Annotated in this window: 25 protein-coding genes, 1 tRNA gene and 1 pseudogene; 13 read left to right on the forward strand and 14 right to left on the reverse strand. The window is 64.0% G+C overall.

Going from position 1 to position 26,551, the window contains the following annotated elements; all coding sequences use genetic code 11:
* The 6 genes from K9F62_13915 to K9F62_13940 all read right to left on the reverse strand — a co-directional run bounded on the left by K9F62_13915 (position 1) and on the right by K9F62_13940 (position 5,311).
* On the reverse strand, positions 1-1,113 hold the full coding sequence (locus K9F62_13915) for an aminoglycoside phosphotransferase family protein (protein UJX39807.1): 1,113 nt from the start codon (positions 1,111-1,113) through the stop codon (positions 1-3).
* Between the two features lie 228 nt (positions 1,114-1,341).
* Positions 1,342-1,569, reverse strand: coding sequence for a MoaD/ThiS family protein (locus K9F62_13920; protein UJX39808.1), 228 nt, complete (start codon positions 1,567-1,569; stop codon positions 1,342-1,344).
* A gap of 15 nt (positions 1,570-1,584) precedes the next feature.
* The gene (locus tag K9F62_13925) at positions 1,585-2,376 is read right to left on the reverse strand and encodes a HesA/MoeB/ThiF family protein (GenBank protein ID UJX39809.1); all 792 of its coding nucleotides are present in this window, start codon (positions 2,374-2,376) and stop codon (positions 1,585-1,587) included.
* A gap of 80 nt (positions 2,377-2,456) precedes the next feature.
* Positions 2,457-2,720, reverse strand: coding sequence for a hypothetical protein (locus tag K9F62_13930; GenBank protein UJX39810.1), 264 nt, complete (start codon positions 2,718-2,720; stop codon positions 2,457-2,459).
* Between the two features lie 261 nt (positions 2,721-2,981).
* Positions 2,982-3,236 carry a MoaD/ThiS family protein gene (locus K9F62_13935; protein ID UJX43210.1) on the reverse strand — a complete coding sequence of 85 codons (255 nt, stop codon included), beginning with the start codon at positions 3,234-3,236 and terminating at the stop codon, positions 2,982-2,984.
* A gap of 347 nt (positions 3,237-3,583) precedes the next feature.
* Positions 3,584-5,311: an aldehyde ferredoxin oxidoreductase gene (locus tag K9F62_13940; protein ID UJX39811.1), complete on the reverse strand. Its 1,728-nt coding sequence runs from the start codon at positions 5,309-5,311 to the stop codon at positions 3,584-3,586.
* Positions 5,312-5,727: 416 nt separating this feature from the next.
* Between K9F62_13940 and K9F62_13945 the strand changes: the two genes are divergently transcribed.
* A complete protein-coding gene (locus tag K9F62_13945) occupies positions 5,728-6,081 on the forward strand; it encodes a hypothetical protein (protein UJX39812.1) in 354 nt (117 codons plus the stop codon).
* A gap of 99 nt (positions 6,082-6,180) precedes the next feature.
* Positions 6,181-6,933 (forward strand): N-acyl homoserine lactonase family protein, encoded by a 753-nt coding sequence (locus K9F62_13950; protein ID UJX39813.1) that lies wholly within the window; start codon positions 6,181-6,183, stop codon positions 6,931-6,933.
* A 214-nt stretch (positions 6,934-7,147) separates the two neighbouring features.
* Here K9F62_13950 and K9F62_13955 read toward each other — a convergent pair.
* Together K9F62_13955 and K9F62_13960 are read right to left on the reverse strand one after the other, a co-directional pair.
* Positions 7,148-7,224 (reverse strand) — tRNA-Arg (locus K9F62_13955).
* A gap of 160 nt (positions 7,225-7,384) precedes the next feature.
* Positions 7,385-7,993: a peptidyl-prolyl cis-trans isomerase gene (locus K9F62_13960; protein UJX39814.1), complete on the reverse strand. Its 609-nt coding sequence runs from the start codon at positions 7,991-7,993 to the stop codon at positions 7,385-7,387.
* Between the two features lie 150 nt (positions 7,994-8,143).
* On the opposite strand from K9F62_13960, the gene K9F62_13965 reads away from it, so the two are divergent.
* From K9F62_13965 to K9F62_13985, 5 genes are all read left to right on the forward strand, one after another.
* Positions 8,144-8,491 carry a 4Fe-4S binding protein gene (locus K9F62_13965; GenBank protein ID UJX39815.1) on the forward strand — a complete coding sequence of 116 codons (348 nt, stop codon included), beginning with the start codon at positions 8,144-8,146 and terminating at the stop codon, positions 8,489-8,491.
* Positions 8,488-9,633 carry a 2-oxoacid:acceptor oxidoreductase subunit alpha gene (locus K9F62_13970; protein UJX39816.1) on the forward strand — a complete coding sequence of 382 codons (1,146 nt, stop codon included), beginning with the start codon at positions 8,488-8,490 and terminating at the stop codon, positions 9,631-9,633. Before K9F62_13965 ends, K9F62_13970 begins: the two co-directional genes overlap by 4 nt.
* 60 nt (positions 9,634-9,693) lie before the next feature.
* A complete protein-coding gene (locus K9F62_13975; GenBank protein UJX39817.1) occupies positions 9,694-10,530 on the forward strand; it encodes a 2-oxoacid:ferredoxin oxidoreductase subunit beta in 837 nt (278 codons plus the stop codon).
* Positions 10,527-11,171 carry a 2-oxoacid:acceptor oxidoreductase family protein gene (locus K9F62_13980; protein ID UJX39818.1) on the forward strand — a complete coding sequence of 215 codons (645 nt, stop codon included), beginning with the start codon at positions 10,527-10,529 and terminating at the stop codon, positions 11,169-11,171. The genes K9F62_13975 and K9F62_13980 overlap by 4 nt, the downstream gene beginning before the upstream one ends.
* Before the next feature lie 269 nt (positions 11,172-11,440).
* Positions 11,441-13,552, forward strand: a complete 2,112-nt coding sequence (locus K9F62_13985; GenBank protein UJX39819.1) for a succinyl-CoA synthetase subunit beta — start codon at positions 11,441-11,443, stop codon at positions 13,550-13,552.
* A 167-nt stretch (positions 13,553-13,719) separates the two neighbouring features.
* Here K9F62_13985 and K9F62_13990 read toward each other — a convergent pair whose 3' ends face one another.
* A complete protein-coding gene (locus tag K9F62_13990) occupies positions 13,720-14,079 on the reverse strand; it encodes a hypothetical protein (protein UJX39820.1) in 360 nt (119 codons plus the stop codon).
* A 150-nt stretch (positions 14,080-14,229) separates the two neighbouring features.
* Here K9F62_13990 and K9F62_13995 point away from each other — a divergent pair, with 150 nt between their 5' ends.
* The 3 genes from K9F62_13995 (at position 14,230) to K9F62_14005 (ending at position 17,740) form a co-directional block, all read left to right on the forward strand.
* Positions 14,230-15,876, forward strand: coding sequence for a PAS domain-containing protein (locus K9F62_13995; GenBank protein UJX43211.1), 1,647 nt, complete (start codon positions 14,230-14,232; stop codon positions 15,874-15,876).
* A gap of 30 nt (positions 15,877-15,906) precedes the next feature.
* Entirely contained in the window at positions 15,907-16,734 is an 828-nt protein-coding gene (locus K9F62_14000) for an AraC family transcriptional regulator (GenBank protein UJX39821.1), read from the forward strand.
* Positions 16,735-16,825: 91 nt separating this feature from the next.
* On the forward strand, positions 16,826-17,740 hold the full coding sequence (locus K9F62_14005) for a DMT family transporter (protein ID UJX39822.1): 915 nt from the start codon (positions 16,826-16,828) through the stop codon (positions 17,738-17,740).
* On the opposite strand, the gene ybeY is transcribed toward K9F62_14005, so the two are convergent.
* The 5 genes and pseudogenes from ybeY to dksA all read right to left on the reverse strand — a co-directional run bounded on the left by ybeY (position 17,737) and on the right by dksA (position 23,503).
* On the reverse strand, positions 17,737-18,165 hold the full coding sequence (gene ybeY, locus K9F62_14010; protein UJX39823.1) for an rRNA maturation RNase YbeY: 429 nt from the start codon (positions 18,163-18,165) through the stop codon (positions 17,737-17,739). The two genes, K9F62_14005 and ybeY, sit on opposite strands and share 4 nt — an antisense overlap.
* A pseudogene (locus K9F62_14015) lies at positions 18,162-20,471 on the reverse strand (HDIG domain-containing protein). The gene ybeY and the pseudogene K9F62_14015 overlap by 4 nt, the downstream one beginning before the upstream one ends.
* Positions 20,434-21,420 carry a PhoH family protein gene (locus K9F62_14020; GenBank protein ID UJX39824.1) on the reverse strand — a complete coding sequence of 329 codons (987 nt, stop codon included), beginning with the start codon at positions 21,418-21,420 and terminating at the stop codon, positions 20,434-20,436. The pseudogene K9F62_14015 and the gene K9F62_14020 overlap by 38 nt, the downstream one beginning before the upstream one ends.
* A 93-nt stretch (positions 21,421-21,513) precedes the next feature.
* A complete protein-coding gene (locus K9F62_14025) occupies positions 21,514-23,040 on the reverse strand; it encodes an NFACT RNA binding domain-containing protein (GenBank protein UJX39825.1) in 1,527 nt (508 codons plus the stop codon).
* Between the two features lie 100 nt (positions 23,041-23,140).
* Complete coding sequence (gene dksA / locus K9F62_14030; GenBank protein UJX39826.1) at positions 23,141-23,503, reverse strand: RNA polymerase-binding protein DksA; 363 nt, start codon at positions 23,501-23,503, stop codon at positions 23,141-23,143.
* A gap of 182 nt (positions 23,504-23,685) precedes the next feature.
* Here dksA and K9F62_14035 point away from each other — a divergent pair, with 182 nt between their 5' ends.
* The 3 genes from K9F62_14035 to gap all read left to right on the forward strand — a co-directional run bounded on the left by K9F62_14035 (position 23,686) and on the right by gap (position 26,522).
* Entirely contained in the window at positions 23,686-24,756 is a 1,071-nt protein-coding gene (locus K9F62_14035; protein UJX39827.1) for a GGDEF domain-containing protein, read from the forward strand.
* Positions 24,757-24,930: 174 nt separating this feature from the next.
* Complete coding sequence (locus K9F62_14040) at positions 24,931-25,491, forward strand: GAF domain-containing protein (protein ID UJX39828.1); 561 nt, start codon at positions 24,931-24,933, stop codon at positions 25,489-25,491.
* Positions 25,492-25,505: 14 nt separating this feature from the next.
* Complete coding sequence (gene gap / locus K9F62_14045; GenBank protein UJX39829.1) at positions 25,506-26,522, forward strand: type I glyceraldehyde-3-phosphate dehydrogenase; 1,017 nt, start codon at positions 25,506-25,508, stop codon at positions 26,520-26,522.
* Positions 26,523-26,551: the final 29 nt, after the last annotated feature.

Here is a 26,551-nt window from a genome sequence, read left to right on the forward strand (position 1 = left end):
TCACCTCATGTACCGGTTGAAGTCCTGGCAATCGAACCGGTCGTCCTCGAGCACGTTGACGAGAAAACGCAGGAGTCCCTTGCGCACCTCGGGCGGATGGCCGGGGTACCATTGGGGCGAGGCCACGACCAGTCCCCGGAAGACGAAAAACGGCGCGATGACGGCAAGGATGTCGTCGTCGCCCGATTCGCGCAGGTACGTCTCCCAAAACGTCATGTAGAGCCGCTCGAAATCCCCGGTAAGCTTCGGTTCCTTGTACAGCCCGAACAACACGTAGTTGAGGCTCATGGTGGCCACGTCGTCGGCCGGTTCGCCCCACTGCCCCCGGCTGCGGTCGAGCACGGCGAAGTCGCGTTTTGCGCCGTCTTCCTGGATCAGCACGTTCCAGGGATGGAAGTCGCCGTGCACCTCGCTTAAGCGGTGGGTGTAGCCGCGAAGCTTCCAGCGCCAGTCGACCACGCGTTTTTCCAGGGCGCAAAACTTTTCCGGTGGGAACAGCTCGTACGGATGCGGGTAGGCGTCCACCAACCCGAAGATGCATTCCGACGCGCCGATCAAATTGCGCACCCGGCGCAGGTACAGGTCCGCGTCGTCCTTTTTGACGGCATGCACCCGGGCCAGCCACTTGGCAAATTCCCCGGCCATGCGGACATCCTTGTCTTCCAGGCCTGTTTTCTGGATGCGTTGCAGATCCAGATAATAGTCGTATCCTTGGGCCTTCTCGCTGATGATGAAAAATTCCTTGGGCGCACTGACCGGCACAAGCCGGTCGTCCCGGTCGAAATAGCCGAGCCCGATGGGCCGCACGTGCTTTTCCATGCGCCCGCCGGCCTCGTACTGGAACATCAGGATGGCCGCCCGGTCCCAGTAGAACTGATGCCCGTACTTGTCGCCGCGCATGATGGACAGCACGCCGTGGCGCACCTCGCCGTCGACCTCGAAATCCAGGCACACCGGCTTGCCGTAGCCGAATTCCTTCATGCCCTGGCCGCCCGCGCCCATGGCGCACACGCCAAGGAGCCGCGCGCCGTCGCCGAACGCCTCGCGCAAATAGCGCTCCACAGCCTCGGGCCGCACCACGATGGGCGTCTTTTCCTCGGTCCCTTTGCGCATAGCTGGCTCCCCCCGCACCCCCCTCCCTCCCGAAAAATTTTCAAGGGGTATGCGTGAGACGGTAAGTCGGAACGAGGTGTGGGGGCAAGACGTTTCGGGGAAAAAGGGAGCGAGACGCAATGCGAAAGGCGTGGCGGTCGTTGACGGCCGCAACGAAAAAAAACGGGAGGGGGGTGAGAATCCTTTCCCCGCCGGGGCTTCCCTGGGAGCCCTGCCGGGCAGGCGCTCTCAGCCGCCGCCGACCGCCGGGAACACGCCGACCCGGTCGCCATCGACCAGGGGGCGGTCCAGGGGCGAGATGACGCCGTTGACGAAAACGATTTTGACGTCCTCCTCGGCAATGGAGAGCCGCGTGAGAACTTCCAGCACGGTTTCACCGGGCGCGACGGGAAAGGCGGCCGCGTCGGCCGGGGCGCGATCCGCCAGCGTGGCGTAGCATTTGATCTCGATGGGCATGGGGGATTCCTCGCTTTACGACGGTTGTGGGCCGTTGCCCCCCTTGCGGACAAGGCTCTCGGGATGTGCGCCGCAAGCGCGGCAATCCGGGTTGCGCCGGACAGGGCTCTTCATAAATTCCATGGCCTTTGCGTCAAAAATGAGCAGGTTGTCGCAAAGGAGCTCCCCAGTGCCGGTGAGATACTTCAACACTTCGGTCGCCTGGATGGTTCCCGTTATGCCGGGCACCGGTCCGAGGAGGCCTTTTTCGGCGCAGGTCGGCGCGCTTTTGGACACGTCGCCCATGACGCACCGGTAGCAGGCGCTTTTTCCGGGCAGTACGGTCATGGTCTGGCCGACGAACTGCAACACGCCGCCCATGGAAAAGGGGATGCCGGCCAGGATGCAGGCGTCGTTGATCAGAAATTTCGTCTGGAAGTTGTCCACGCCGTCCACGACGAAATCATAGGGCGCGATGATCTCCCCGATATTCGACGCATCGACCTGCGTCTCGTAGGTCCGCACGCAAATGTCGGGATTGAGTTTGTTGAGCTTTTCCTTGGCCGAAATAACCTTGGGTCTGCCGATATCCTCCGTGGTGTGGAGAATCTGGCGCTGCAGGTTGGAGCGGTCCACGACATCGCAGTCGACGATACCCAGCACGCCGACCCCGGCCGCGGCCAGGTAATAGGCAACGGGTGATCCCAGGCCGCCCGCGCCGATGACGAGCACCTTCCCCTGCATGATTTTGCGCTGCCCCTCGAGGCCGATCTCCGGCAGGACGATGTGGCGGCCGTAGCGCTCCAGAAACATGGCTTCGGATTCCATACGTCTCCCCGGCATCCAACGTGCCGACAGGGCCGGTTCCGGCGAAAGAAGCGGGCCGGAACAGCGGCCGTGCGAGAGCATTACAAGGCGATGCCTGTCGCGTCTCTTTTTTTGGGTAAATTCGGTTTCCACCAGGAGTGGAACCGTTGCGAGCCGGTTTTCTCCTGGGTGTGCAAGAGCCTGTCGATCGTATGGAGCACGTCCGACTCCGCGGTATCCTTGGCGAAGATATCCTTTAAACAGGGGCCGAGGGATTTGAATTGTTCGGCTTTCAAAGGGTAGAGATGCTCGTGCAGGACGATACTCGCCGTTTTACGATTGGTCTGTAGATAGTAGTCGTTCACAAACTCAAGGATTCTACATATTTTTATACGATTGTAATTGCAATAGCCAAGGATGAGGTCAAAATTGATATATTCGCAGACAGATACGATGTCCAGCCAGGAATGGACGCAAACAACCTGTATCCCCTTCTTCTGCAGGATAGCGATACTCCCCGATGATAATGGTTTTTCCTCATGTGTACTTAGAATGTACTTTTTCATAAATGCAAGAGAAGGCTGATTGGTCCATTTTGGTTTTTTATGAGGACGTTGCCTGCAGAGTCATCCCATTTTCTTGAAACCAAGCAAGACGCGATAAGGTCCGGGAACACCCGGAGGAGCCAAGGCGACTCTGTCGCCACCGCACACAACGGCCGAGGACGGTTGAAAGGCTTTTCCATTCACGAAGATGACCTCGACCATGTCTTCGGCAAGACCCAGCCGGGTGATCAATTCCAGGCCGGAGATCTCGTCGGTAACAGTCACGATCTTTGGATTTGTCCAGTTTTTATCGCGAAAATACTTGGATAGTCCCATGAAGGCACGGATTTCGACTGTAGATGACGCCGTCACGCCTTTCTCCTTGTTGGATGTTCTCGTGTCAGCTTTCCCTGTACGCTCTTTCAAGATCGTCGTGAACAAGATGTTTTTTGTGGTGTCAAGGTATGATTATTAAGTAGAAGCAATCTGTTGCCATCTGGAGAATATTTGTATCTCTGCTCTCTATATGCAATGGAGGTAAACAGCATCTCCGTTTACCTCCATTGCGAATCGTCCGTGTTCAGGGGCTCATGCGGACCCCGTGGTATGCCGTTTCCTTCACTGCGGCACGAGGTATTTTTCCCGTGCCGCAGTGTGTTGCGCTCCGTAGCTGGAAAGGCTTGCTAGAAGTCGAGCACCGAATCGATTTCCTCGTCCGTGAAGTCCCAGGTCACGTTGTGGGGCGCGCACTCTTCCTCGAAGAACTCGGGCAGCCGGTCCTGGGCGCTGGTGAGTCCGGCCCGCTTGTTGAAGTCACGCTCGGTGCGCAGGATGCTCTTGCCGAGTTCGACCACGTCGTCCGCCGTCAGGGACAGGCCGTAGCGCGCGTTGATCATGTCGATCAGCGCGTTGAACCCGTCGGCGATGTCCAGAATGGCGAAAGCGATGAACAGGCACATGCCGGTGCTGTCCACGGCGGCGGTGGCGATCTGCAGGTTGCGGGACAGCTCCACCTGGCCTTCCTTGCAGAGCGGATCCACGAAGCCGCCGACCTTGAGGATGTTGGTGGCGACGGCGTAACCGGCGGTATGGTCGGCGCCCATGGGGGTGGTGGCGTAGGTCAGGCCGACGCCCTTGACCGCGCGCGGGTCGTAGGCCGGGATGGCCTGGCGCTTGACCACGGGCACCCGGGAGAGGCCGTACATCTGGCCGACAGCCGCCGCGCCGCTGCCCATGATCCGGCCCATGGGCGTGCCTTTGCGGATTTCCTTGATGAGTTCGAGGGCGCCCTTGGCGTCGCCCCAGGGGAGGACGCCGCCTTCCATGGCCACGCCGACAGCCACGGTGACGTCGATGGAATCCACGCCGACGTCATCGCATTCGCGGTCGGCATAAGCGATCATGTCCAGGTTATCGATGCAGGCGTTGGCGCCGAGCGCCCAGACGGTCTCGTATTCGAAACCGCTGGTGAGGTACTTGCCTTCCTTGTCATGATAGTGCTGGGAGCAGCGGATGACGCAACCGGCATGGCAGCCGTGGGTGGTCTTGCCGCCGCGGGACTCGATCACTTCCGCCATGGTCTCGCCACCGATGTCGTTGGCCCACTCGTTGCGGCCGGTGCGGAAGTTCTTGGTGGGCAGGCCACCGGCTTCGTTGAGGATGTTGACCAGGATGTTGGTGCCGTACTTGGGCAGGCCCTGGCCGGTGACCGGGTGGGTGGTCAAGGCGGAGGTGAAACGCTTGGAGGCGCTCTTGAAGGCCTCGACATCGGCGATGGCGACCTTGCCCGCGCCGGTGTCGTCGATGACGATGGCCTTGATCTTCTTGGAGCCCATGACGGCGCCCAGGCCGCCGCGTCCGGCGCTACGGATGTTGCTCTGGGGGTCGGCGAAGGAGATGTTGGCCGCCGTCAGGCGCATTTCGCCGGCCGGTCCGATGATGGCCACACCGACCTTGGCCCCGTATTTTTCCTGCAGGACCTTGATGGCTTCGTAGTTGCCCATGTTGATCGTTTCGGCGGGGGCCTCTTCGATGGACACGCCATCCATCGTGATCTTGACGACAAAGAACTTGTCTTCCGCCGGGATTTCCTCGAAAACAATGGCCTTGATGTCCATCTTGGACATCTTCTGGCCAAAGGTGCCACCGGTGTTGCTCTCTTTGATGCCGCCGGTGAGCGGGCTTTTCGCGCCGCAGGAAAGCCGGCCGGAGTTGGCCGCGCTCGTGCCGGTCAGATAACCGGGGGCGAAGACGAGCTTGTTGTAATGGCCGAGCGGATGGCACGAGGCCTTGACTTCATTGGCCACGAACGTGGAGGTGAGACCGCGTCCAGCCAATCCGGCGTACTTTTCCGGGCATTCCTCGGTGGTGACCTTTTTGGACTTCATATCCACTCTGATAAACTTGGGCATATCCCCTCCGCTGGTTATGATGGACGTGCAACATTGTTCTCGCATCGACAATCAAGGAGATGAAATTTTTGTTGGAGGTATGTTGCAGTCCATCCGGTTTATTTTGGATACGAGGCAATCCCCACAGCCGTTTCGAGTCCCCAGCGCCTGGCGGAGAGGCCCTGCGCCGTTTTCATTCGGTTAAAATTAGCAAGTCTTGAGCCAAAAAAAATATCTATGATATCAATGTGTTGAAATTTTAACTTTGGATTGTTTTGAGAAAACCGGTGCTGATTGGCCAGCGGGGAGACGCTGACGGCGACAAAGTGGGGTTTTTTCTATGTTAAATTAAATATTACAACAAGTTCTGGATATGGCAAAAATGACCCAGGCAATCACTCGTCTTGGGTCAAAAGTAAACGCCAACTCACGACAATGTGCGAATCGTGACGAATACGGGGAGGACGCTCCCGCACGCTTCCGGTGTGGCGGGTGCCGAACGGGGCCGAGGTGTTTCTGCGCAGGCCGACGTCGTGGCCCTGACCGGCGCATTCTTCACCAACCATGCGTTCGACGGGCTTATCCGTCTGTGCCGACCCCGGGCCTTTGTGCTCATGCTGGGAGATTTCGTGCCGTTTACGCCGCTGCCCTTCGATCATGGGGGGGGGGGACGCCTTGTGCAAAGCCGTGGTCTTCGATCCGGAGAAAGTGCTTCGCTGTGTCAGCCAGGGAGGAAATTATCGATAAATTCAGGGGGGAAGCGGCTGACCATGTTCAAGCAACAGCCCTGAGGCCTGGAGATCGCAGCGCCACAGGGGAATTTTCTCCCGGTTTGGACATCTTGCGTGTCTTGGCGCATGCTGGGCAGCAAAAAAAGTCTGGAGGGTCTCATGAGCACATTCGTGATTCATCCCATCGTGTTGGGGACCAAGGAATTCGACAAGGGCATGATGACCTACCAGGTCGACTACGGGCAGCCCTACACCATTCCCATTTATGGCTGGTACCTGGAAGGGGGCGACAAGCGCATCCTGGTGGACACCGGGGAGATGCGGCCCGTGGTTTCCGCAGCCAGGGAGGCGGCCATCGGGGGACCGATCCATACCTTTGCCGAGGGATTGGCCCGCTTCGGCCTGACGCCCGGCGATATCGACGTGGTGGTGCACACCCATCTCCACAACGACCACTGCGAAAACGACAGCCTGTGCGAAAATGCCGTGTTCTACGTCCACGAAAAGGAATTGGCTCACGCCCGCAATCCGCATCCGCTCGATTACCGCTATAACGAGGAATACATCGAGGACGTGGCGGAAGCCGGGCAGATCGTGACCCTATCCGAGGATACGGAAATCGCACCCGGCCTGCGCATGGTCCATACCCCGGCCCATACGGAAGGCGGCATGTCCGTGTTCGTGGACACGCCGGCTGGCTCGGCCGTCATCACCGGCTTTTGCGTCATCCGGGAGAACCTTTTCCCGCCCAAATCGGTAACGGCCCGGGAAATGGAGGTCATCCCGCCCGGGACCTGCCTCAACAGCTACGACGCCTATGACATTGTGCGGCGGATTCGGGACGCGGCGGACATCGTCATCCCGCTTCATGAGCCGTCGTTTGCCACGGGCGCGCCCATCGGCCTGAAGTGATTGCCCCCGGGGCCTGACCAGGGAGGGGATGTATTATCCCCTCGCGGTGGACCGGCCTTCATCTTTCGGTTGGGCGAGGGGCCATGAAGCGGGGAGGGAAGGTGATTTTTCCGCTCCTGTCCATGTCTTCCCGAGAAGGGGGGACGAGTGTGGGACCAAAATGAGGTGGGATAAAAAACAAGGGGTCGGTCTTTCGACCAACCCCTTGAAATTTTGGTGCGCCCGGAAGGATTCGAACCTTCGACCTACGGATTCGTAGTCCGGCACTCTATCCAGCTGAGCTACGGGCGCACGCGAGAAAAAGACTTCTACGCGCCCACCCCGGACCCGTCAATACTTTTTTCCGGGCAAGGTGTTTTTCCTGGGAAATTTTTCCGCGCGCCCCATGCAAAAGGCCGCCCCGATAGCCTCGGGACGGCCTTTTCATGCGATCCGTGCCGAAGCGAAGACGCTATTCGCTGACCACTTCGGCCTTTTCGATGATCACCGGGACCACCGGCACGTTCTCGTGGAAGCCCTTGGTCATGGTCGGCACGGCCTTGATGGCGTCCACCACGTCCTGGCCTTTGACCACCTTGCCGAACACCGCATAGCCCCAGCCCTGCGGATTTTTGGCGGTGTGATCCAGAAAGCCGTTGTCGGCCACGTTGATGAAGAACTGGGCCGTGGCCGAATGCGGATCGGCCGTGCGGGCCATGGCCACGGTATAGGCCCTGTTCTTGAGCCCGTTGTCGGCCTCGTTCTGGATCGGAGCCTCGGTTGCACGCTCCTTCATGGACTTGTCCATGCCGCCGCCCTGGATCATGAAGCCGTTTATGACACGGTGAAAGACCGTGCCGTCATAATGTCCCGATTTGACGTACTTGAGAAAGTTCTCAACCGTGATCGGGGCTTTTTCCTTGTCCAGCTCGATGACGATGTCACCCTTGCTGGTTGTCAACTTGACCATGGGGTTACCTCCCTCGGCCCGGACGACGCCCACGCCGCCCAGGGTTGCGGCCAGAACGCAGCACAGCGCCACAAGCGCCCGCAGCCAAAACCTCCGGCCAATTGCCACCATAACGTCAACCTCCGGAAAAAAGTTGCATCGCCCTAAGGGAAATTCGCAATTTCGTCGAGTGAAAAATGGAATCGGAAGAGGCCGTTGCCATTTTGCCACAAACAGGTCACTGTCACGCCCACTTATAAATCCTCATCCCGGGACAGTGGCATGACCGAGCACAGGAAAGGACAAACCCGCGTCGTCGTCTATCCGGACTGGTGCAAAGGCTGCGGCATCTGTGCCGCATTTTGCCCGAAACAAGTACTCGCGCTCGGCCCTGATGGCAAGGCCAGGGTCGTCAACGAGGAAGCCTGCGTCAATTGCGGCTTTTGCGAGCCGCATTGCCCGGATTTCGCCATCATGGTGGTTCCCGCGAACGGCAACGGCCGTCAAAACGGCCACAAGGACGACCACACCGTCCAGCCCCCGGCGCAGGATGCCTGCCTGGGCCCCGAAGCGCCGGACGCGCCCGCCGCGACCGTAACCAAGACGGACGACAAGGAGGGCAGGCCGTGACGCAGCATCTTCGCAAAAAACGGCGCGAGGCCTTCGTGCTCGGCAACGAGGCCGTGGTCGAAGGGGCGCTGGCCGCCGGCTGCTCCTTTTACGCCGGCTATCCCATCACGCCGTCCACGGAAATCATGGAGACCATGGCCCGCCGGCTGCCGCTGGCGCCGGACGGCGTCTTTATCCAGATGGAGGACGAGATCGCCTCCATGGGAGCGATCATCGGCGCGTCGCTGGCCGGGCGCAAGGCCATGACCGCCACCTCCGGCCCCGGATTTTCGCTCATGCAGGAGCAGATCGGCTACGCCGCCATGACCGAGACGCCGCTGGTCATCGTCGACGTCATGCGCGGCGGCGCGAGCACGGGACTGCCCACCAGCCCCGGCCAGGGCGACGTGCAGCAGGCGCGCTGGGGCGCCCACGGCGATCACCCCATCATCGTGCTCTCGGCCACGGACGTGCCCCAGTGCGTGGAAATGACCGTGGCGGCCTTTAATTTCGCGGAGAAATACCGCACCCCGGTGGTGCTGCTTTTAGACGAAATCACCGCCCACACCCGCGAGAAGATCACGCTGCCGGAACCTGGCGATTTCGAGATCTTCTCCCGCCTGGTGCCGACCATGCCGCCGGAGTGGTACAAGCCCTATGAGGAGACCCTTCGCGGCGTGCCGCCCATGCCGCCGGTCGGCTCGGGCTACCGGTTCCACGTGACCGGGCTCACCCACGACCTGCTCGGGTTTCCGACCTCCCGGCCCGAGGAGGTGCGCGCCCTGGTCGAGCGGCAATTCCGCAAGATCGACCGTTTTTTTCAGGATGTGCAGCTTGTGGAACACGTGGACACGGAAGACGCCGAGGTGCTGGTCGTGGCCTACGGCTGCGTGGCCCGCTCGGCAAGGCTCGCCGTGAAGCAGGCCCGGGACGTGGGGGTCCGGGCCGGCCTGCTCGTGCTCAATACGCTTTTTCCCTTTCCAAGGGCCCATGTGGAAAAGCTCATGCGGACTTGCCGGCTGGTCGTGGTGCCGGAGCTCAACGTCGGCCAGATCTCCCGCGAGGTCAAACGGGTCAACGAGGGCTACACCGCCGTGCGCACGATAAACCGCATCGACGGCCAGATCATCACCCCGTCGCAGATATTCAAGGAGATCGCCTGAGGCCGGCCTTGGCTTTCAAACGGAGAATCCCCGTCGCAGATAGCAAGGAGATCGCGTGATATGGCCGAAGTAACGCAGCTTATCCACCAGTACCTGCGCCACAACAAGAAGTTTCCCCTGGTCTTTTGCCCGGGCTGCGGCCACGGCATCGTGCTGGGGTCCCTCGTGCGCAGCGTCCATGCCCTGGGCCTGTCCAAGGACGAGGTGGTCATCGTGGCCGGCATCGGCTGCTCGGGCCGCATCGCCGCCTATGTGGACTTCAACACCGTCCACACCACCCACGGCCGGGCGCTGACCGTCGCCACGGGCATCAAGATGGCCAACCCGGCGCTGACCGTCATCGCGGTCATGGGCGACGGCGACGCCTTTTCCATCGGCGGCAACCACTTCATCCATGCCGCCCGGCGCAACATCGGCGTCACGGCGCTGGTGCTCAACAACTTCATTTACGGCATGACCGGCGGCCAGTGCTCGTCCACCACCCCCGAGGGCGCCTACACCCACACCAGCCCCATGGGCCAGCCCGAGGCCTCCTTCGACGTGGTCGAGCTGGCCAGGGCCGCCGGGGCCAGCGGCGTGGCCCGGGGCACGGTCTACCACGTCAAGGCCCTGGACGGACTTATCACCGCCGCGCTTGCCCAGCCGGGCTTCAATCTGGTCGAGGCGCTGACCCCGTGCTTCACCCAGTACGGCCGGGGTAACGGATTCAAGAACCCGGTGGCCATGTTCCAGTGGCTCAAGGAGCGGGCGGTGCCCCTCGAGGCCTACGAGAAGCTGGAGCAAAAAGACGGGCGCATCCCCATCGGGGTGTTCGTCAAGCGCGACGTGCCGGGCCTTGAGACGCGCTACGCCGCCATGTGCCGGGAGTTTCGGGAGAAAAAGGGAGGCGCGGCATGAACGGCGAGGATATGGTGCTGGCCCGCTACGAGATACGGCTGTCCGGGCTTGGCGGTCAGGGCATCCTGACCATGGGCAAGCTTTTGGGCCAGGGTCTGGCGCTTTACCACGGCTACCACGTGACCCAGACCCAGAGTTACGGCCCCGAGGCCCGGGGTGGGGCCAGCCGGTCCGACCTCGTGGTCAGTTCCGACCCCATCAGCTATCCCAAGACCGAATACCTGGACCTGCTCGTGGCGTTGTCCCAGGAGGCGGTCGGCATCTACTACCATTACCTCAAGCCCCGGGGCACGCTGCTTATCGATACGGGGCTGGTCAAGCAGACGCCGTCCAACGTGTTTTTGGGCCTGCCGTTTACGGCGCTGGCCCGGGACCATGTGGGCGTGCCCCAGTCCACCAACGTGGTGGCGCTTGGCGCGGTGACCTGGCTTTTGCCTTTCGCCAAGCCCGAGGCCATGCGCAAGAGCCTCAAGGCGGCGTTGCCCGAAAAGATCCGGGCCGCCAATCTCAAGGCCTTCAACCTCGGCTACAACGAAGCCAAGAAGCGCCTGGGCCAGCCCATCGCCGTGCTCGAGCCCGGCGCCGGCGACGGCCAGGACGAGGAACGCATGGACCTTTGCAACATCATGGCCGAGGACTAGGGCAAAGCATTTGGAAAAGATCGTGCGAGCGGGGAAACCCTTATAAAAAGGGTTCTCCCCTCTCGCGCTCTCCCTTTCCGAAACGTTTTTACGTTGCAACTCCGTGTGATCACTACCTTTTGGGTTGCGAAAGTTGGGAAAGCCCCTTGAGGGAAAATCTTCGCCCGATCAAGCAGTTCCCACCGTATGTTTTTTTGAGGTAGGGGAAAGGAAACGGGAGGCGGAAAGGCCGCTGCCGCATCGTTGCAACCCGTAAGGGAGCGCCGTCCATGCATCTGACCGAACACGCCGGCAAGAAGCTTCTGGCCGAGGCGGGTATCGCTGTTCCGCCGGGCATCGCTTTCGAACCGGGCGAGGTGGACGGCCTTGCGCCGCCTTTTGCCGCGCCCTATTATCTCAAGGCCCAGACTCTTTCCGGCGGCCGGGGCAAGGCCGGCGGAGTGGTCCGGCTGGAATCGGCCGGGGAGTTGCCCGAAGCCGCCCGAGCACTTTTTTCCCGTCCTTTCGGCGGCGTTTGTCCGCCTTTTTTGCGCCTGGAGCCGGCGGTTGCCCATGACCGGGCGCTCTATGTGTCCCTGGGCGTGTCCCGGGAGCGCCGGGCGCTGTGTCTGACCCTCGCCCGGCAGGGCGGGGTGGACGTGGAGGGGCTGGCCGGCACGCCGGACCTGCTCGTCCTGTCGGTCGTGCCGCCGTTTGTCCCCACGCCGCGCCTTGTGCGGCGGGCCTTTTTCCATTTTGGATTGGCCCGGGAATGCTACGCGGCCTTTGCCGACCTGCTCGACCGGCTTTTTGCCGCCGTGGCCGATTACGGTCTGCTCTTGGCCGAAATCAATCCCCTGGCCGTGACGCCGGACGGGCATTTCGTGGCGCTCGACGCCAAGGTGGTCATCGACGACAGCGCGGTGTGCATTGCTCCCGGGCTGTCCCGCTTCGGCGACGACCGGCTGGCCACGCCGGCCGAGCGGCTGGCCCGGGACCATGGCCTGTCCTTTGTGAGCCTTTCCGGCCACATCGGCCTTGTGGCCAACGGCGCGGGCCTGGCCATGGCCACCATGGACGCCCTCGACGTCGCCGGGCTGGCAGCCGCCAACTTTCTGGATTTCGGCGGCACGGCCGACGCCGCCCGGCTGCGGGCCGCCTTTGACCTCATTTTCGCCGAACCGCGCGTCGCGGCCTGCTGCGTCAACATGTTCGGCGGCATCCTGTCCTGCGCCGACGTGGCCAAGGCTCTGCTCGAGGCCTTGGGCGACGCGCCGCCGTCGCGACCGATCGTCGTGCGCTTCGCCGGCAACGGCGCGGAGATGGGCGCGGCGCTGTTGCGTCGCCAGGGCCTGCCCGCGCTGCTCGTGGCCGACGACATGGACCAGGCCGTGGCCTTGCTGTCCGAGGTGGCGCCGGTCGGCCCGCGAAAGCCGCAGGTCGAAGCGGCGCCGGATCACTGCCGCGAGGTGACGTCCGTCTCCCGGACGCCGGCCGCATCCGGGAGACGCGCGCCGATGCTGCCGTCGCTGCTCGCCCTCGACGGTGCAAGCGGCGTGCTCGTCCAGGGCATCACCGGCCGGGCCGGGCGGCTGCACGCCAAGCGCATGCGGGCCTACGGGGCCAACGTGGTCTGCGGGGTGACGCCTTTCCGGGGCGGCACGGCCGTGGACGGGGTGCCGGTCTACGATACCGTGGCCGCGGCGGCCGACGCCCACGACATCGCCCTGTCCGTCATTTTCGTTCCAGGCATGGGCGCGGCCGATGCCGTGCTGGAGGCGATCGAGGCCGGCGTTCCGCGCATCGTGTGCATCACCGACGGCGTTCCCCAAAAGGACATGCTGACCGTGCGGGCGGCTCTTTCCGGGCGCGGCATCCTGCTGCTCGGGCCCAACACGCCGGGCATGCTGCTGCCGGGCAGGATGCAGGCGGGCATCATGCCGGCCGAGCCCTTCATTCCCGGGCCGGTGGCGGTTTTTTCCCGAAGCGGCACGCTGACCTACGAAGTGTGCTCACGCCTTTCGGCGGCCGGCATCGGCCAGGCCGTGGCCGCCGGCATCGGCGGTGATCCTTTCGGCGGCGCGGGCTTTGTCGAGCTGTGCGAAATGGTGCGCGACGATCCCCAGGTGCTCACGGTGATGGTCATCGGCGAAGTGGGGGGGCGGGCCGAGGAGGATCTGGCCGCCTATGTGGCCGAGACCGCCTATCCCAAACCCGTGGCGGCCTTTGTCGCCGGCATGACCGCGCCCGCCGGCCGGGCGCTCGGCCATGCCGGGGCGCTGCTCGAACACCCCGGCGGCATCACCGCCAAGATCGCCTGCCTCGAGCGGGCCGGCATCGCCGTGTGCCCGGAACTCGGCGACGTGGCCGGCGTCATGGCCGGATTGTTGTGTGGCCGATAAAGATTTGGAAAAGACAAACAGTGCGAGAGGGGGACCCTTTTTGAAAAAAGGGTCCCCCTCTCGCGCTCTCCCCTCCCCAAAACTTTTCACGGTGAAGGGGGAGAGGGATGTATCGGGAAAAGAGAGGGGAAGTAAATTTACCGTGAGACGGGGGAGCCCGGCGGAGATCAGTTTCCCTTGGGCGCGACCGGTTCGGCCTTGGCGTTTTTCTTCTTGTCGTGCTTGGGCCGCACGTAGCCCTTGTACTTGTCCTCGATCTTGTTTTTTTCCTTGGTGAATTCAACCGCATCCGCGGCATGTTCCCGATCCACCCAGGCGCGGTAGCGCGCTTCGGCCGCATCCGTGGCCGGGTTGGACGGCCCGTGCTCGGCCGGTTCGGCCTTGGCGGCGGGCGTTTTGGGGGACGCGGCGGCGGGCGCTTTGGGGCTTGTCGCGGCGGCCGGGGCTGCCGGGTCGGCGGCCCGGCTCGGAGAGGGCAGGGCCAAAACGATGGCCGCCAGCATTATCGGCAAGAAAACCTTGTACATGGAATCTCCCTGGCGGCATAGGGCCGCGAAGATCATCGTCGAGCGAACTAACCATATTTTACCCGGTCCGGCAATGGCCCGTCGGCCATGCTCCGGGGAACCGCCCACGCCAGACTGGTCAAGGCCTCGCAACTCCCCTATACTTCGCGTATGGCCGATACCCTACCGCTGTTCGGTGATCCCGCGTTTGTCGGGGCGTTGCTCGACGCCTCGCCGGACCTTTTTTTCTACAAGGACGCGGCCTCCTTCGTCTACCGGTTTGCCAACAAGGCCTTTTGTGAGCTTTTCGGGCTATCCTTGGAGGCCGTGGCCGGGCAGACGGATTTCGCGCTTTTCGAGAAGGAAAGCGCCGAGCGCCATCGGCAGGCTGATCTCACCGTTCTGCGTACGGGACGTTTCGGCGCCTTCGAATACGAGGTGGTGGGCGGCGGGCGGTCGGTTTGGCTCGAGGTGTTCAAGACGCCCGTGCGCGACGCTTCCGGCGGCATACGGGGCATCTTCGGCACGGCGCGCAATATCACGACCCACAAGCGGCTCGAAGCGGCGTCCCGAAACGCGCGCCTCGAACTGGAAAAGGATGCGGCCGCCCGGGCCGAGGACCTGCGCCGCGTCAACGCGGAACTGCGCCGGCAGATGGCCGAACGCAGCAAGGTGGAAAAGGCCCTGGAAGAGTCCCTGCGCACCGTCAATCTGATCTTGGAAAACAGCCCCATCGGCATCACCTTCGTTGCCGATCGCGTGGTGCAGCGGGCCAACCCGACCTTTCACGAACTGTTCGCCATGCCCCCGGATACGGTGGCCGGACGGTCGACCGCCGATTTCTATCCCGACCGCGAGACCTACGAGGCCTTTGGCCGGGAGTTTTATCCGGTCCTTGGACGCGGGCGGCGCGTGGACACGGTGCGGCCCATGCGGCGCGCCGACGGCACGGAGTTCTGGTGCCGCATCATCGGCCAGGTGCTTTTCCCGGACAGGCCCCAGGCCGGCTCCATCTGGCTCATGGAGGACGTGACCGAGCGCCGTCTGGCCGAGGAGGCCACCTTGGCCGCCGAGCGCCTCAAGCGGGAATTCGCGGACAACATGTCCCACGAGGTGCGCACGCCGCTCAATGGCATCCTGGGCATGGCCGAACTGCTGCTGGCCACCGACCTGACCGAAGAGCAGCGGGGATTGGTGGCGACGCTCAAGGAGTCGGCCGGCAACCTCACCGAACTTCTGGAAAGCATCCTCGATTTTTCGCGCTTGGACGCCGACTCCGAGGCGACCCGGAATACGCCCTTCAACATCAACAACATCATCCAGGGCGCGGTCAATTCCTTCGGGTCCTCGGCTCTGCAAAAGGGCTTGTCCCTGACCTGGCGCATCGAGCCCGGCGCGCCGGACATGGTCGTTGGCGATGGGGCGGGGCTGCGGCGCGTGCTGGCGGCGCTCCTCAGTAACGCCATCAAATTTACGGTCCAGGGCGGGGTGGAGGTGGCCGTCTCTGTGGGCGCGGATTGCCGGGAAGCGGCACCCGCGGCAACGGACGGGGTGGTCATGGTGTCCTTTGCCGTGCGCGACACGGGCGTCGGCCTGCCCGCCGACCAGTTGGAAACCGTTTTCGAGCCCTTCCGCCAGGCCGACGGCAGCAAGACCCGGCATTACGGTGGCGCGGGCCTGGGGCTGGCCATCGCCCGGAAAGTGGCCACGGCCATGGGCGGAAGCCTGACCGTGGAAAGCCTGCCCGGTGGCGGCAGCGTTTTTTGTTTCACCGCGCCGTTCACGTTGCCCCGGGGAGAGGACGCGCCCGCGCCTTGACCCTGGCGTGCCTCCGGGGCATGGAAGGCCATGCCGCGCCGCGCCGCCTCCTTTGCTCCAGAACTGCTGCGTCGTCGGGACGATCCCGACCTGCCCGGGCTCGAGGCCCGTCTGGCCGCCTACCGTCGGCAGGTCTTTTCCCGCCACATTCACGATGCCTGGTGCGTGGGCCTGATTCTTTCCGGGGCCACGCGGGTCCGGCGGTCCGGCGGCCTCGGCCGTATCACCGCCGGGGAGACGGCGCTCATCGCTCCGGGCGAGCCCCATGCCTGCAATCCCGAACCGGACGGCAGGCTGGCCTACGTCATGTTTTTCCTGGGGCGCGAGGCGGTGCGGCTTGCCGCCATCGGGGACGAGCCGGCCTTTCGCGCCCCGCTTGTGCGGGACCCGCTCCTGGCCGCGCTCCTGGCCGGGCTCTACCGGGCCATGGCCACACGGCGCTGCCGGTTGGAAAAGCAGTCGCTTTTATGCCTGGCCCTCACGCCTCTTTTTTCCGGGACCGACCGGCTGCCCCGCCCGTGCGGCCGGGGGCTGGGCCGGGTCCGCGAGTATCTCAGGGAGCATTGGCGCGACAAGGTCTCCCTGGCTGAACTGGCCGCGCTGGCCGGGCACAGCCCGACCCATGTGCTGCGTCTGTTCAAGCGGGAATACGGCCTGCCGCCCCATGCCTACCAGAACTTCCTGCGGGTGGAGCGGGCCAAGGCGCTTTTGGCCGGCACGGACCTGCCCGCCGCCGCCGTGGCCCAGGAAGTCGGTTTCGCCGACCAGAGCCATCTGATCCGCACCTTCACGCCCCAGGTCGGGGCCACGCCCAACCAGTACCGCTTGTCCCTGCGACGCGCCTTCCCCCGGCCGTAGTCCCCGGGAAGGGCAATTTCGTTCAATCCTGCCCGGGGCAGGCGTGGCATGCCCTCCCGGCGCGGCTTTGAAGCCGTGGGGAGGTTTTGTCTTGAAAAACAGCGATAAGGCCGTGGCCGTGGCCCTGGTCGTCACGCTTCTCGCCTGGGGCCTGTCTTATGTCTGGACCAAGGTGGCGCTTGGGGCCATGGGGCCTTTCACCCTGGTGTGCGTGCGGTTTTCCCTGGCAAGCGGGCTTTTCGGGCTGTTGTTTTTGGTCACGGGACGGCGGCCGCAGCGGCTGGGCCGGGCCGACCGCTGGCGCATGTTCGTTCTGGCCCTGCTCCAGCCGGTCGGGCATTTCGCCTTCGAGACCTGCGGGCTGGTGTACACCACGGCCTCGGCCGCGGCGCTGATCGTGGCCGCCATTCCCCTGGCCGTGCTGGCCCTGGCCGCCTGTCTCGGCCGGCAGCGGGCCGGGGCGGGGGATTTGGCCCGCATCCTCGTCTCGGCCGGGGGCGTTTCGCTGATCATCCTGGGCGGTGGCCAGGGCGGGCTTGGCGGCGGCGAGCTGGTCGGCGATCTGCTGATGCTGGGGGCGGTTATTTCCACGGCCGGCTACGTGGTGCTGGGCGGGGAGCTCGTGCGCCGCCTGGACGCCCTGACCGTTACCTTTGTGCAACTGGCCTGGGGCGCGGTGCTATTTTTGCCGGGTTGTCTGTGGGAAGTCGTCGCGCGGGGCTGGCCGGCTCCCGACGGCAGGCAGCTGCTGGCGGTGGGAGCCCTCACCGTGCTGGCCGGTTTTGCCGCTTTTTTGTGCTACAATTACGTGCTTTCCCGCCTGAGCCCGGCCCGGGCGGCCCTGTGGCTCAACGCCGTGCCCGTGGTGGCGGCTGTCGGGGCCTGGGTGACCCTGGGCGAACGTTTGGGAGGCTGGCAGCTTGTCGGCGGCGCGGCCGTGGTCATGGCCGTGGCCGTGCCCCGAGTCGTGTCCTTGAAGTTCGGAAGATACCGGCGTGTCGTTTAAGGGGCCCAGGCATCCGCGTCGGCAACGGCCTGGCAGGCCGCTTCGGTCAGCCCGTCCATGAGCGGCCCGTGGTCGAACCCGGCCAGATGCAGAAAGCCGTGGGCCAGAAGCCTGGTGAGGTGCCCGGTCGGGTTCTGGCCATAGAGAAAGGCCTCGCGCACGGCCGTGTCGCGGCTGACGGCCATTTCCCCGAGATAGTCCGGCCGGTCGGGATCGTCGGCCGGGAAGCTCAACACGTTGGTCGGGCCGCAAAGCCCCAGATAGTCGCGGTTGAGCCGCGCCATTTCCGCGTCGCCCACCAGCCGCAGGTCGAAGTCGCGGCCCGGGAGGTCCAGGGCGGTAAGGATGCGCCGGCAAAGCGCGCCGAGCTCCCGGCGCGAGACGGGAAGTTCCGGCTGGACGGGCCCGCGCGCCACCCCGATCATGCCGCGTGTTCCGCCGCGTTTTTCGGATCCACGGCGCACACCGGCTCCTCGCGGGTCTTGCCGTTTTTGACCTCGGTCGTCTTGGCGCTCGGGTACTCGATGCGCTGGTGGAAGATGCCGGTCAGGATGCGGTGGAAGGTCTCGGAAAGCAGGGTCAGGTCCTTGAGCGTGAGCTGGGAATCGTCCAGCTCGCCCTCGGTGTAGATCTTGCGCACGATGTTTTGGATATGGCCCTTGATGCGGCTCGGCGTGGGATCGACCAGGGTGCGGCTGGAGGCCTCGATGGCGTCGGCCAGGAGAATCAGCCCGGCTTCCTTGCTTTGGGGCTTGGGGCCGGGATAGCGGTAATCCTCTTCGCGGATGGGCTCCTCGCCCTTGGCCTCGGCCTGTTCCTTGGCCTTGTGGTGGAAGTAGGCGATCAGCGTGGTGCCGTGGTGCTGGCCGATGAGGTCGGTGATCTGCTGGCCCAGGCGATGTTCCTTGGCCAGCTCCACGCCCTTTTTGACGTGGGCGATGAGGATCAGCGCGCTCATGGACGGGGCCAGCTTGTTGTGCCGGTTTTCCTTGCACGAGATGTTTTCGATGAAATAGTGCGGGCTCTTGAGTTTGCCGATGTCGTGGTAGAGCGCCGCCACCTTGCCCAGAAGCGGGTTGGCCCCGATGGCCCGGGCTCCGGCCTCCACCATGTTGGAGACGATCAGCGAATGGTGGTAGGTGCCCGGCGCCTTGACCATGAGCTCCTGCAGGAGCGGCTGCTCGAGGTTTAAAAGTTCCATGAGCCGGAAGCGCGACGTGTAGCCGAAGAGCAATTCCATGATGGGCGCGATGCCGACCACGGCCAAAAGCGACAGAAAGGCGGAGAGCGCCACGAAGACGAGGCCCGTACCGGTCACGGCCGGCGTGCTTAAGTCCATGAGATTGATGGAAACCCACATGACGCACAGCGCGGCGAAAAGCGGCAGGGTGGCCCTCAGCACCTGGGACCGGGTCTCCGAGCGCTTCATGAGGTAGATGTAGATCATGGAACCGACGAAATAGTAGCAGAAGGCGCCGATGCCGCCGAAGACCATGTTGGAGGCCAGAAAGGCCAGGATGAGGCTGACGAAGATGCACAGGCGCTTGGAGAAAAAAAGCGCCAGGATGCCCGCCGCCCCGGCCATGGGCAGGCTGAAGGCGAAATAGAGCGCCCGCGTGCCCTCGGGCAGCCCGCTGCCGCCCGGCAGCGTGACCACGTCGGCCATCTTGGCCAGCAGGCCGAAAATCACCAGGATCACGGCCAGAAACATCCAGTCCGTGTTGCGCAGGCGCTTGACGCCGGTGCGCTCCAGGGACGCGTAGAGCACGGCCAGAAACATCAGGCACATGCCGAAGATGCCAAGGGCCCGCAGCATGTTGTAGGAGCCCTTGCGGTGGGAGTAGAGGGCTTGCAGCTTCAGCTGCTGGACGGGGCCCACGCGCTCGCCCTGGCGCACGATGACTTCGCCCTTCTTGATGATGTAGTAGAGCGGCTCCACGGCCTGGCTGATTTCGCGGCGGCGGGACTGGGTCGTCTCCTGGTTGAAGGTCATGTTCGGGGCGATGAAGGGATTGACCAGGGTGTAGACGGCCTTGCGCACCCGGAAGGGTTTGTTCATGGACACCTTGAGCATGTGTTCCATGTCGTCCTTGACCTGCTTGATGTCCTTGATGTCGCGGGTGTCCATGCGCAGCGTTTCCATCATGGACGGCAGGTCGCGGATGAGAACGCCGTTTTTGTACGGCGCGAAAAGGGCGGCGGAGGCCACCACGCCCTGTTCGTAATTCTACTTGAGCCAGGGCAGGACGTCCTGGTCGATCAGGTTCTTGAAGCCGTCCTGGCGCCAGACCTCGATGATCTCGCCGCCGATTTCGGTGTTGAGGTTCTCGGCGATCTGCCAACGCAGCTTGTCCAGGTCCTCGCCGCCGGCGGTGCGCACCGAGGTCAGGATATCGTCCACGTTTTTGGCCAGGGCCTCGTAGGGCAGCGGGCTGACGTCGAAAACAGGGGGTTGGGACTGGGCCACCTGCTCGCGTTTGCGGCTGGTGGACTCCACGTCCTCGATCTGGAGGTTCTGGTCGGCGGCCACGTCCTGGGTCGCGATTTCGCCGGCGGTGAAGATCTTGACGGAATTATCGAGCCCGAGCCGGGCGATGAAACTCAGGGCAAAGACAATGGCCAAAAAGAAGACGAACCCCGGCAGCCCGTTGGCCGTGACCGCGCAGCATACGGCCTGCGCGCCGGGATGGCTTTTAAGCTTCCGTTTGACCTTGTTTGCTATCTCGCTCATAGGCCTTGACGATCCTTCCCACAAGGGGATGGCGGATCACGTCCGCGTCGCTAAAGGATATGAAATCGATGCCGCGCACGTTCGCGAGCACGCGTCTGGCCTCGATGAGGCCGGAGACCGCCCGGGAGGGGAGGTCGATCTGGGTCACGTCGCCGGTGACCACGGCCTTGGAGGCCAGGCCCAGGCGCGTGAGAAACATCTTCATTTGTTCCGGCGTGGTGTTTTGCGCCTCGTCCAGGATGATCAGCGCGTCGTTTAAGGTGCGCCCGCGCATGAAGGCCAGCGGGGCCACCTCGATCACGCCCGTCTCCAGCATTTCCCGCACTTTCCGGAAGTCGAGCATGTCGTTTAGGGCGTCGTAGAGCGGGCGCAGGTAGGGATTGATCTTCTCCACCATGTCGCCCGGCAGGAATCCGAGCTTCTCGCCGGCTTCCACCGCCGGCCGGGTGAGGATGAGCCGCTTGACCTTGCGTTCGAGCAGGAAGCTCACGCCCATGGCCACGGCCAGATAGGTCTTGCCGGTGCCGGCCGGGCCGATGCCGAAAACGAGGTCGTGGCGGCGGATGGAGGCCAGGTAGTCGCGCTGGGTGGCGGTCTTGGGCACCACGCTCTTTTTGGCCGAAACCACCAGCCCTTCCTCCCGGTACACCCGGTTGAGGCTGGCCTCGGGTTCCTTGGCCAGGACGGAGAGCGCCTGTTCCACGTCGGCGGGATAGACGGGCTTGCCCTGGCGCAGGAGTCCGTAGAGCTGCACCAGGACGTTGGCCACGTGGGCCAGTGTTTCCTCGGAATCGGCGCGCAGGATGACGGCGTTGCCGCGGGTGTCGAGACGCGCCCCGGATTTGCCGGCGATCAGGGCGATGTTGGCGTTGTGGGGACCGAAGAGGTCCCTGGCCAGCTCCGAGTCGTCGAACTCCAGCCGCCGTTCGTGCTCAAGGGTTTGCATCATGGTGTCACGAAGCGGTTACGGTCAAATGCCGCGCGTATGGCCCGTGTCCGCACCTAATACAACGCGGCGACAAGTACAAGCGGATGGCGACATTCATGACGGTTCCCGCAATATTTCCAAGTGTGGGTCCGGGGCGACCCGCAACGTTTCCAACAGATTGTTCACGGTCACGCGCCCCGTGGCCGCGCCCCTGACGCGCCGCACGTCGGCCACCTTGGCCAGCATGACGTCGGCCGCGCCCGCCTTGCCGGCAAAACTGGCCAGGGCCGCCAGTCCCGCCGCTTCGAGCAGGCTTCGCCTGGGCACCTCCCGGCCGGGATGGTCCCGGCGCAGGATGACATGGGCTCCGGGCCCGCCCGCCGCGTGCAGCCACAGGTCGAAGGGGCTGGCCTTGCGCAGAAGCTGCTCGCCGGCCTTGGCGTTTTTGCCGCGAAGAACCAGGAAACCGTCGGAGGTGCGGTAGACGTTGGCCGCAATGCCCGAGACGATGGCGGGTGTTGGGGGCGCGGGCGTTTTCGTGCCCGCGACGTGTTCCCGACCTTGTAAGTATTTTTTGGCGACTTGCAAGTCCCCCCGGCGCTTGGCGATGGCGGTGAGCCCCCGTTCGCCCTTTGCCGCCAAATGATAGAGCTTTTGCATGTTGCCAAGCACCGAAAGCGACGGGTCCAGGGCAAGCTCCCGACGGCCGCCGTCCGGGGTGGTCACGGAAAGTGCGTGAAGTTTGGCCTGCTTATCCAAAACGTGCAGTTGCGCCGCGATCAGGTCGGCGTCGGCGCGCCGGGCGATAAAGGCCCGCATGCGCGCCTCGTCGGCGTCGAGTTTGGCCAGGGCCTTGGTCAGCCGGCGTTTGCCGGCCGTCCGGGCGGCGGATTGGGGCGCGGCTTCCCGCCCCGACACCTCGCCGAAGGCCAGCGGTTCGCCAAAGGCGGCGGCCGCGGCCAGCGCCGAGGAAAAGGCGCGCACCTCCCGGCCGCCTTTGGACCCGTCCGGCCAGGACACGGGCCAGACGGCCTCGGGCTCGCCGTTTTTCATTTCCACGAAAGCGCCTGCCGCCGTCTCGCTTTGGAGGCTGGCATAGACGGCCTGGGCCTGCTCTATGGGCAGCCCGGCCAGCCGGCGTCGCAGGGCCGGGGAGAGCTGGGGATTGTCCCGCCATATCTCGGGGTCGGTCAGCACAGCCGCAAGCGGCGGCCAGGAGAGCCGGTCGTCGGCGGGAGGCGACGGGGCGTCGGCCAGACGGGGAAAGGACCGGGGATCGAGGACGAGGCAGGGGCCTTCCCCGGTCAGGACCAGCGTCAGGACGCGGTGGGGCCAGTCGGCGACGACGCCGGCCACCCGTCGTCCGCGCAGGTGCTTGCGCAGGCGCATGGCCGCTTCCGGGGCGCGTTCGGGCTGGTTGGTCTTCAGGGGCGAGAGAAACAGGAAGAAACGCCCCGTACCGTACCTGACGTGGAGGTACAGGGTCTTTTTCCCCCCGACCACGGCGGGATCGCCGCCGGGCGGCATGTACAACGCCAGGGAGATGACGTTGGGGCTTGGCAGAAAGATCTTTTCCACCCGGGCTCCGGGCAGGACCCGAGCCAGTTCCCGGGCCAGGGAGCGAAAAAAGACGGCCTCCATGGAAGTTGTCCGATGCGCCGGTCAGCGCGCCCGGCGGGCGGGTTGCGGGCGCGGGGGGTGGAACAGGAACATGATCCGGCGGCGAAGGAGCAAAGCGGGGTTAGTCCCCGCGCAGGTTCTCGTCGGCTTCCTGCTTGCTTTTGCACTTGATGCAAAGCGTGGTGACGGGACGGGCCTTGAGCCTGGCCACGCTGATGTCCTCGCCGCACTCCACGCATTCGCCATAGGTGCCGTCGTCGATACGTTCAAGGGCTTCCTTGACCTTCTTGATGAGCCGGCGTTCGCGGTCGCGCAGGCGCAACGTGAAAGCCCGGTCGGACTCGGCCGTGGCCCGGTCGGCCGGGTCGGCGTAGACTTCCACGGTGTCGGTCATGTCCTCGATGGTCTCCTCGCCTTTCTTGAGGATATCCTGGAGCATGCCGTTTAAAAGTTCCCGGAAAAATTCGACATCCTTGGGATCCATGCGGTCCTCCTGGGTCTGGGCCTGCCGGCTCCGACTTTGAAATTGACTTCCCTACCGCAAACCTTCCGCGAGGTAAAGGGGGTGGTATCCCGGCGGGCGCGTCCTTGCCTGGCGCGGCCCACCCTTGTTAGAAGAGGCGACCGTCGCGCGCCGCGCAAGGAAACCACGCCCAAGGAAACGCCATGGAACAGCCCTGCCCGGAGTCCGTCTGTGATGTCCACAACCTCTGTCAGCACCTCAACAAGATGGGGTGCGGCAGGGAAACGGCATGGCTCGCGGTGACCCTTTTCGTGCGCGATCTGGTGCAGCATTTTTCCCTTTTTTCCGATGCCGGCAAGCAGACCATGCAACAGCTCGTCTTCGACGCGCTGGCCCGGCGCGACCCGTCCGTGGAGCATCTGCAGCACGTGGTGCGGCGCCTGGAAGAACACCTCACGGACAACGCCAGGACGGCGGCTTTGCAAGAGGCCCTGGAATCGGAAAAGGCCGCCGCCGACTCCCTGGCCGAGTCCGTCAGTGATTTTCTCAAGGATTCCCTGGAGTCGGAGCAGGAGCGCGGCCGGTTGTTGCGCCACTTCGGCAAGGACGCCATGGACACCCTCGGCAGCGGTGACGACCATGCGGTCATGCTGCCGAGGCTGCGCACCCTGGTGACGGAGATGCTCGCCCATTACCGGGAGGAGGCCAAGACCTGGGAACGCAAGGCTGCGGCCCTGGAACAGGCCATGCTGGTCGACCCGCTGCTCACGCCCCTGCACAACCGCCGTGCCCTGGACGAACACCTCCGCCAGGCCCTCGACGCCGCCGACAGGGACGGCCGTCCCCTGTCCGTGCTCATGATCGACGTCGACCGCTTCAAGACCGCTGTCAACGACGCCTACGGCCATACCGTGGGCGACGACGTGCTGCGCACCCTGGCCAAGATCGTCGGCGGCCATGCCGCCCGCCATGGCTGGTTCGCCGCCCGCTACGGCGGTGATGAGCTGATCCTGGTGGCCCCCCTGGACGGCGAGGCCGCCTCGATCCAGGCCGAAGCCATCCGGCTGGCCGTGGCCCGCTACGAGTTTCGGCCGCGCATCGACGGCCGGCTGACCGAGGCCGCCATCCACTTCACCGTCTCCATCGGCGTGGCCGCCTACGCGCCCGGCATGACCGCGCGGGAGCTTGTCGACGCGGCGGATCGGGCCATGTATCGGGTCAAGGGCACGGGCCGCAACAATGTGGCCCGGTTTGCCTCCCTCGGCGCGGGTTGAAACGACCTGTCACGCTTTGTCCGGCTCGCCGGAACTTCCCTTTTCATGTAAAGTAGGTATGCTGTCATTTGGTTGCCATCGAAACGTACGCGGCCAGCCGTCATGGTCGCCTCTCCCGGTTTCCGGGATCGTCCGGGGACCGGGACGTGTAACCATCCCCATCAGGAGGGAATCATGAGCGAAAAGGAATGCGCCTATTATCGCACCCTGTATGAAGTGGCCAAAGGCATCAATTCGAGCCTGGAGCCCGTCACGGTGCTTCGGGCCATCGTGGAGCAGGTGGCCAGGGCCCTTGACGCCAAGGCCTGCTCCATCCGCCTTCTGGACAAGAAGGGGAAGACGCTTCTGGCCAGCACCTCGTATGGCTTGAGCAAGGGCTACCTGCGCAAGGGGCCGGTCGAAGTGGCCAAAAGCAAGCTGGACCAGGAAACCCTGGCCGGCAATATCGTCCAGATCAAGGACGCCGGTTCCGATTCCCGCTTCCAGTATCCCGAGGCCGCCAAGGAAGAGGGCATCGCCTCGGTCATGGCCCTGCCGCTGACCGTCGAGGGACGCGCGATAGGCGTGCTTCGCCTCTATTGCGACAAGGTTCGGGAGTTCGAGGAAGGCGAGGTCCACTTCGCCACGGCCATCGCCAACCTAAGCGCCATCGCCATCGAGAACGCCCGGCTGCATCAGGCGCTCAAGACCGATTACGAACTGCTCACGGCCTACGATTACACCATCCACGAGTAGCGGGAGAAGCCCTTATGAATAAATTGCGCATAGCCATCAACGGCTTCGGCCGCATCGGCCGGCAGGTGCTCAAGGCCATGATCGAGCACCACGCCGAGGCCATGGAAGTCGTGGCGATAAACGATCTTTTCGACGTCGAAACCAACGCCCATCTGCTCAGCTACGACACCAACTACGGCAAGCTGCCCGTGGCCGCCTCGGTCGAGGGCGACATCATGGTCGTCGGCGACTGGCGCATCCGCAACTATGCCGAACGCGACCCCCACGGGTTGCCCTGGGACGAGCTTGGCATCGACGTGGTCATCGAATCCACGGGAATTTTCCGCACCGGCCCCAAATGCCAGGCCCACATCGAAGCCGGCGCGAAAAAAGTCATCATCACCGCCCCGGCCAAGGAAGAGGACCTGACCGTGGTGCTCGGTGTCAACCAGGACAAGTACGACCCGGCCGCCCACCACATCCTGTCCAACGCCTCGTGCACCACCAACTGCCTGGCGCCGGTGGCCAAGGTCATCCATGACAGCTTCGGCATCGTCAAGGGCGTCATGACCACCATCCACTCCTACACCAACGACCAGCGCATCCTGGACCAGCCGCACAAGGACCTGCGCCGGGCCCGGGCCGCCGCCTGCAACATGATCCCCACCTCCACCGGCGCGGCTCAGGCCGTGGCGCTGGTGATTCCGGACCTCAAGGGCAAGTTTTCGGGCCTGTCCGTGCGCGTGCCCACCCCGACCGTGTCCCTGGTCGACTTCGTGGTCCAGGTGGAAAAAGCCACCTCCACCGAGGAGGTCCGGGCCAAGCTGAAGGAAGCCGCCGCCGGGCCGCTTAAGGGCATCATGGGCGTTTCCGAAAAGCCTCTCGTGTCCATGGATTTCAAGGGCGATCCCCGGTCGAGCATCGTGGACGCCGAGTACACCACCGTCCAGGGCGGCGACATGGTCAAGATCCTGTCCTGGTACGACAACGAATGGGGCTATTCCTGCCGGGTGGCCGACCTGGTCGCCTTCATGGCCGCCAAGGGCCTGTAGTTCCCCCATAGAATCGACCGTCACGGGCG

Source organism: Desulfovibrio sp. JY (genome assembly GCA_021730285.1).
GTDB lineage: Bacteria > Desulfobacterota > Desulfovibrionia > Desulfovibrionales > Desulfovibrionaceae > Solidesulfovibrio.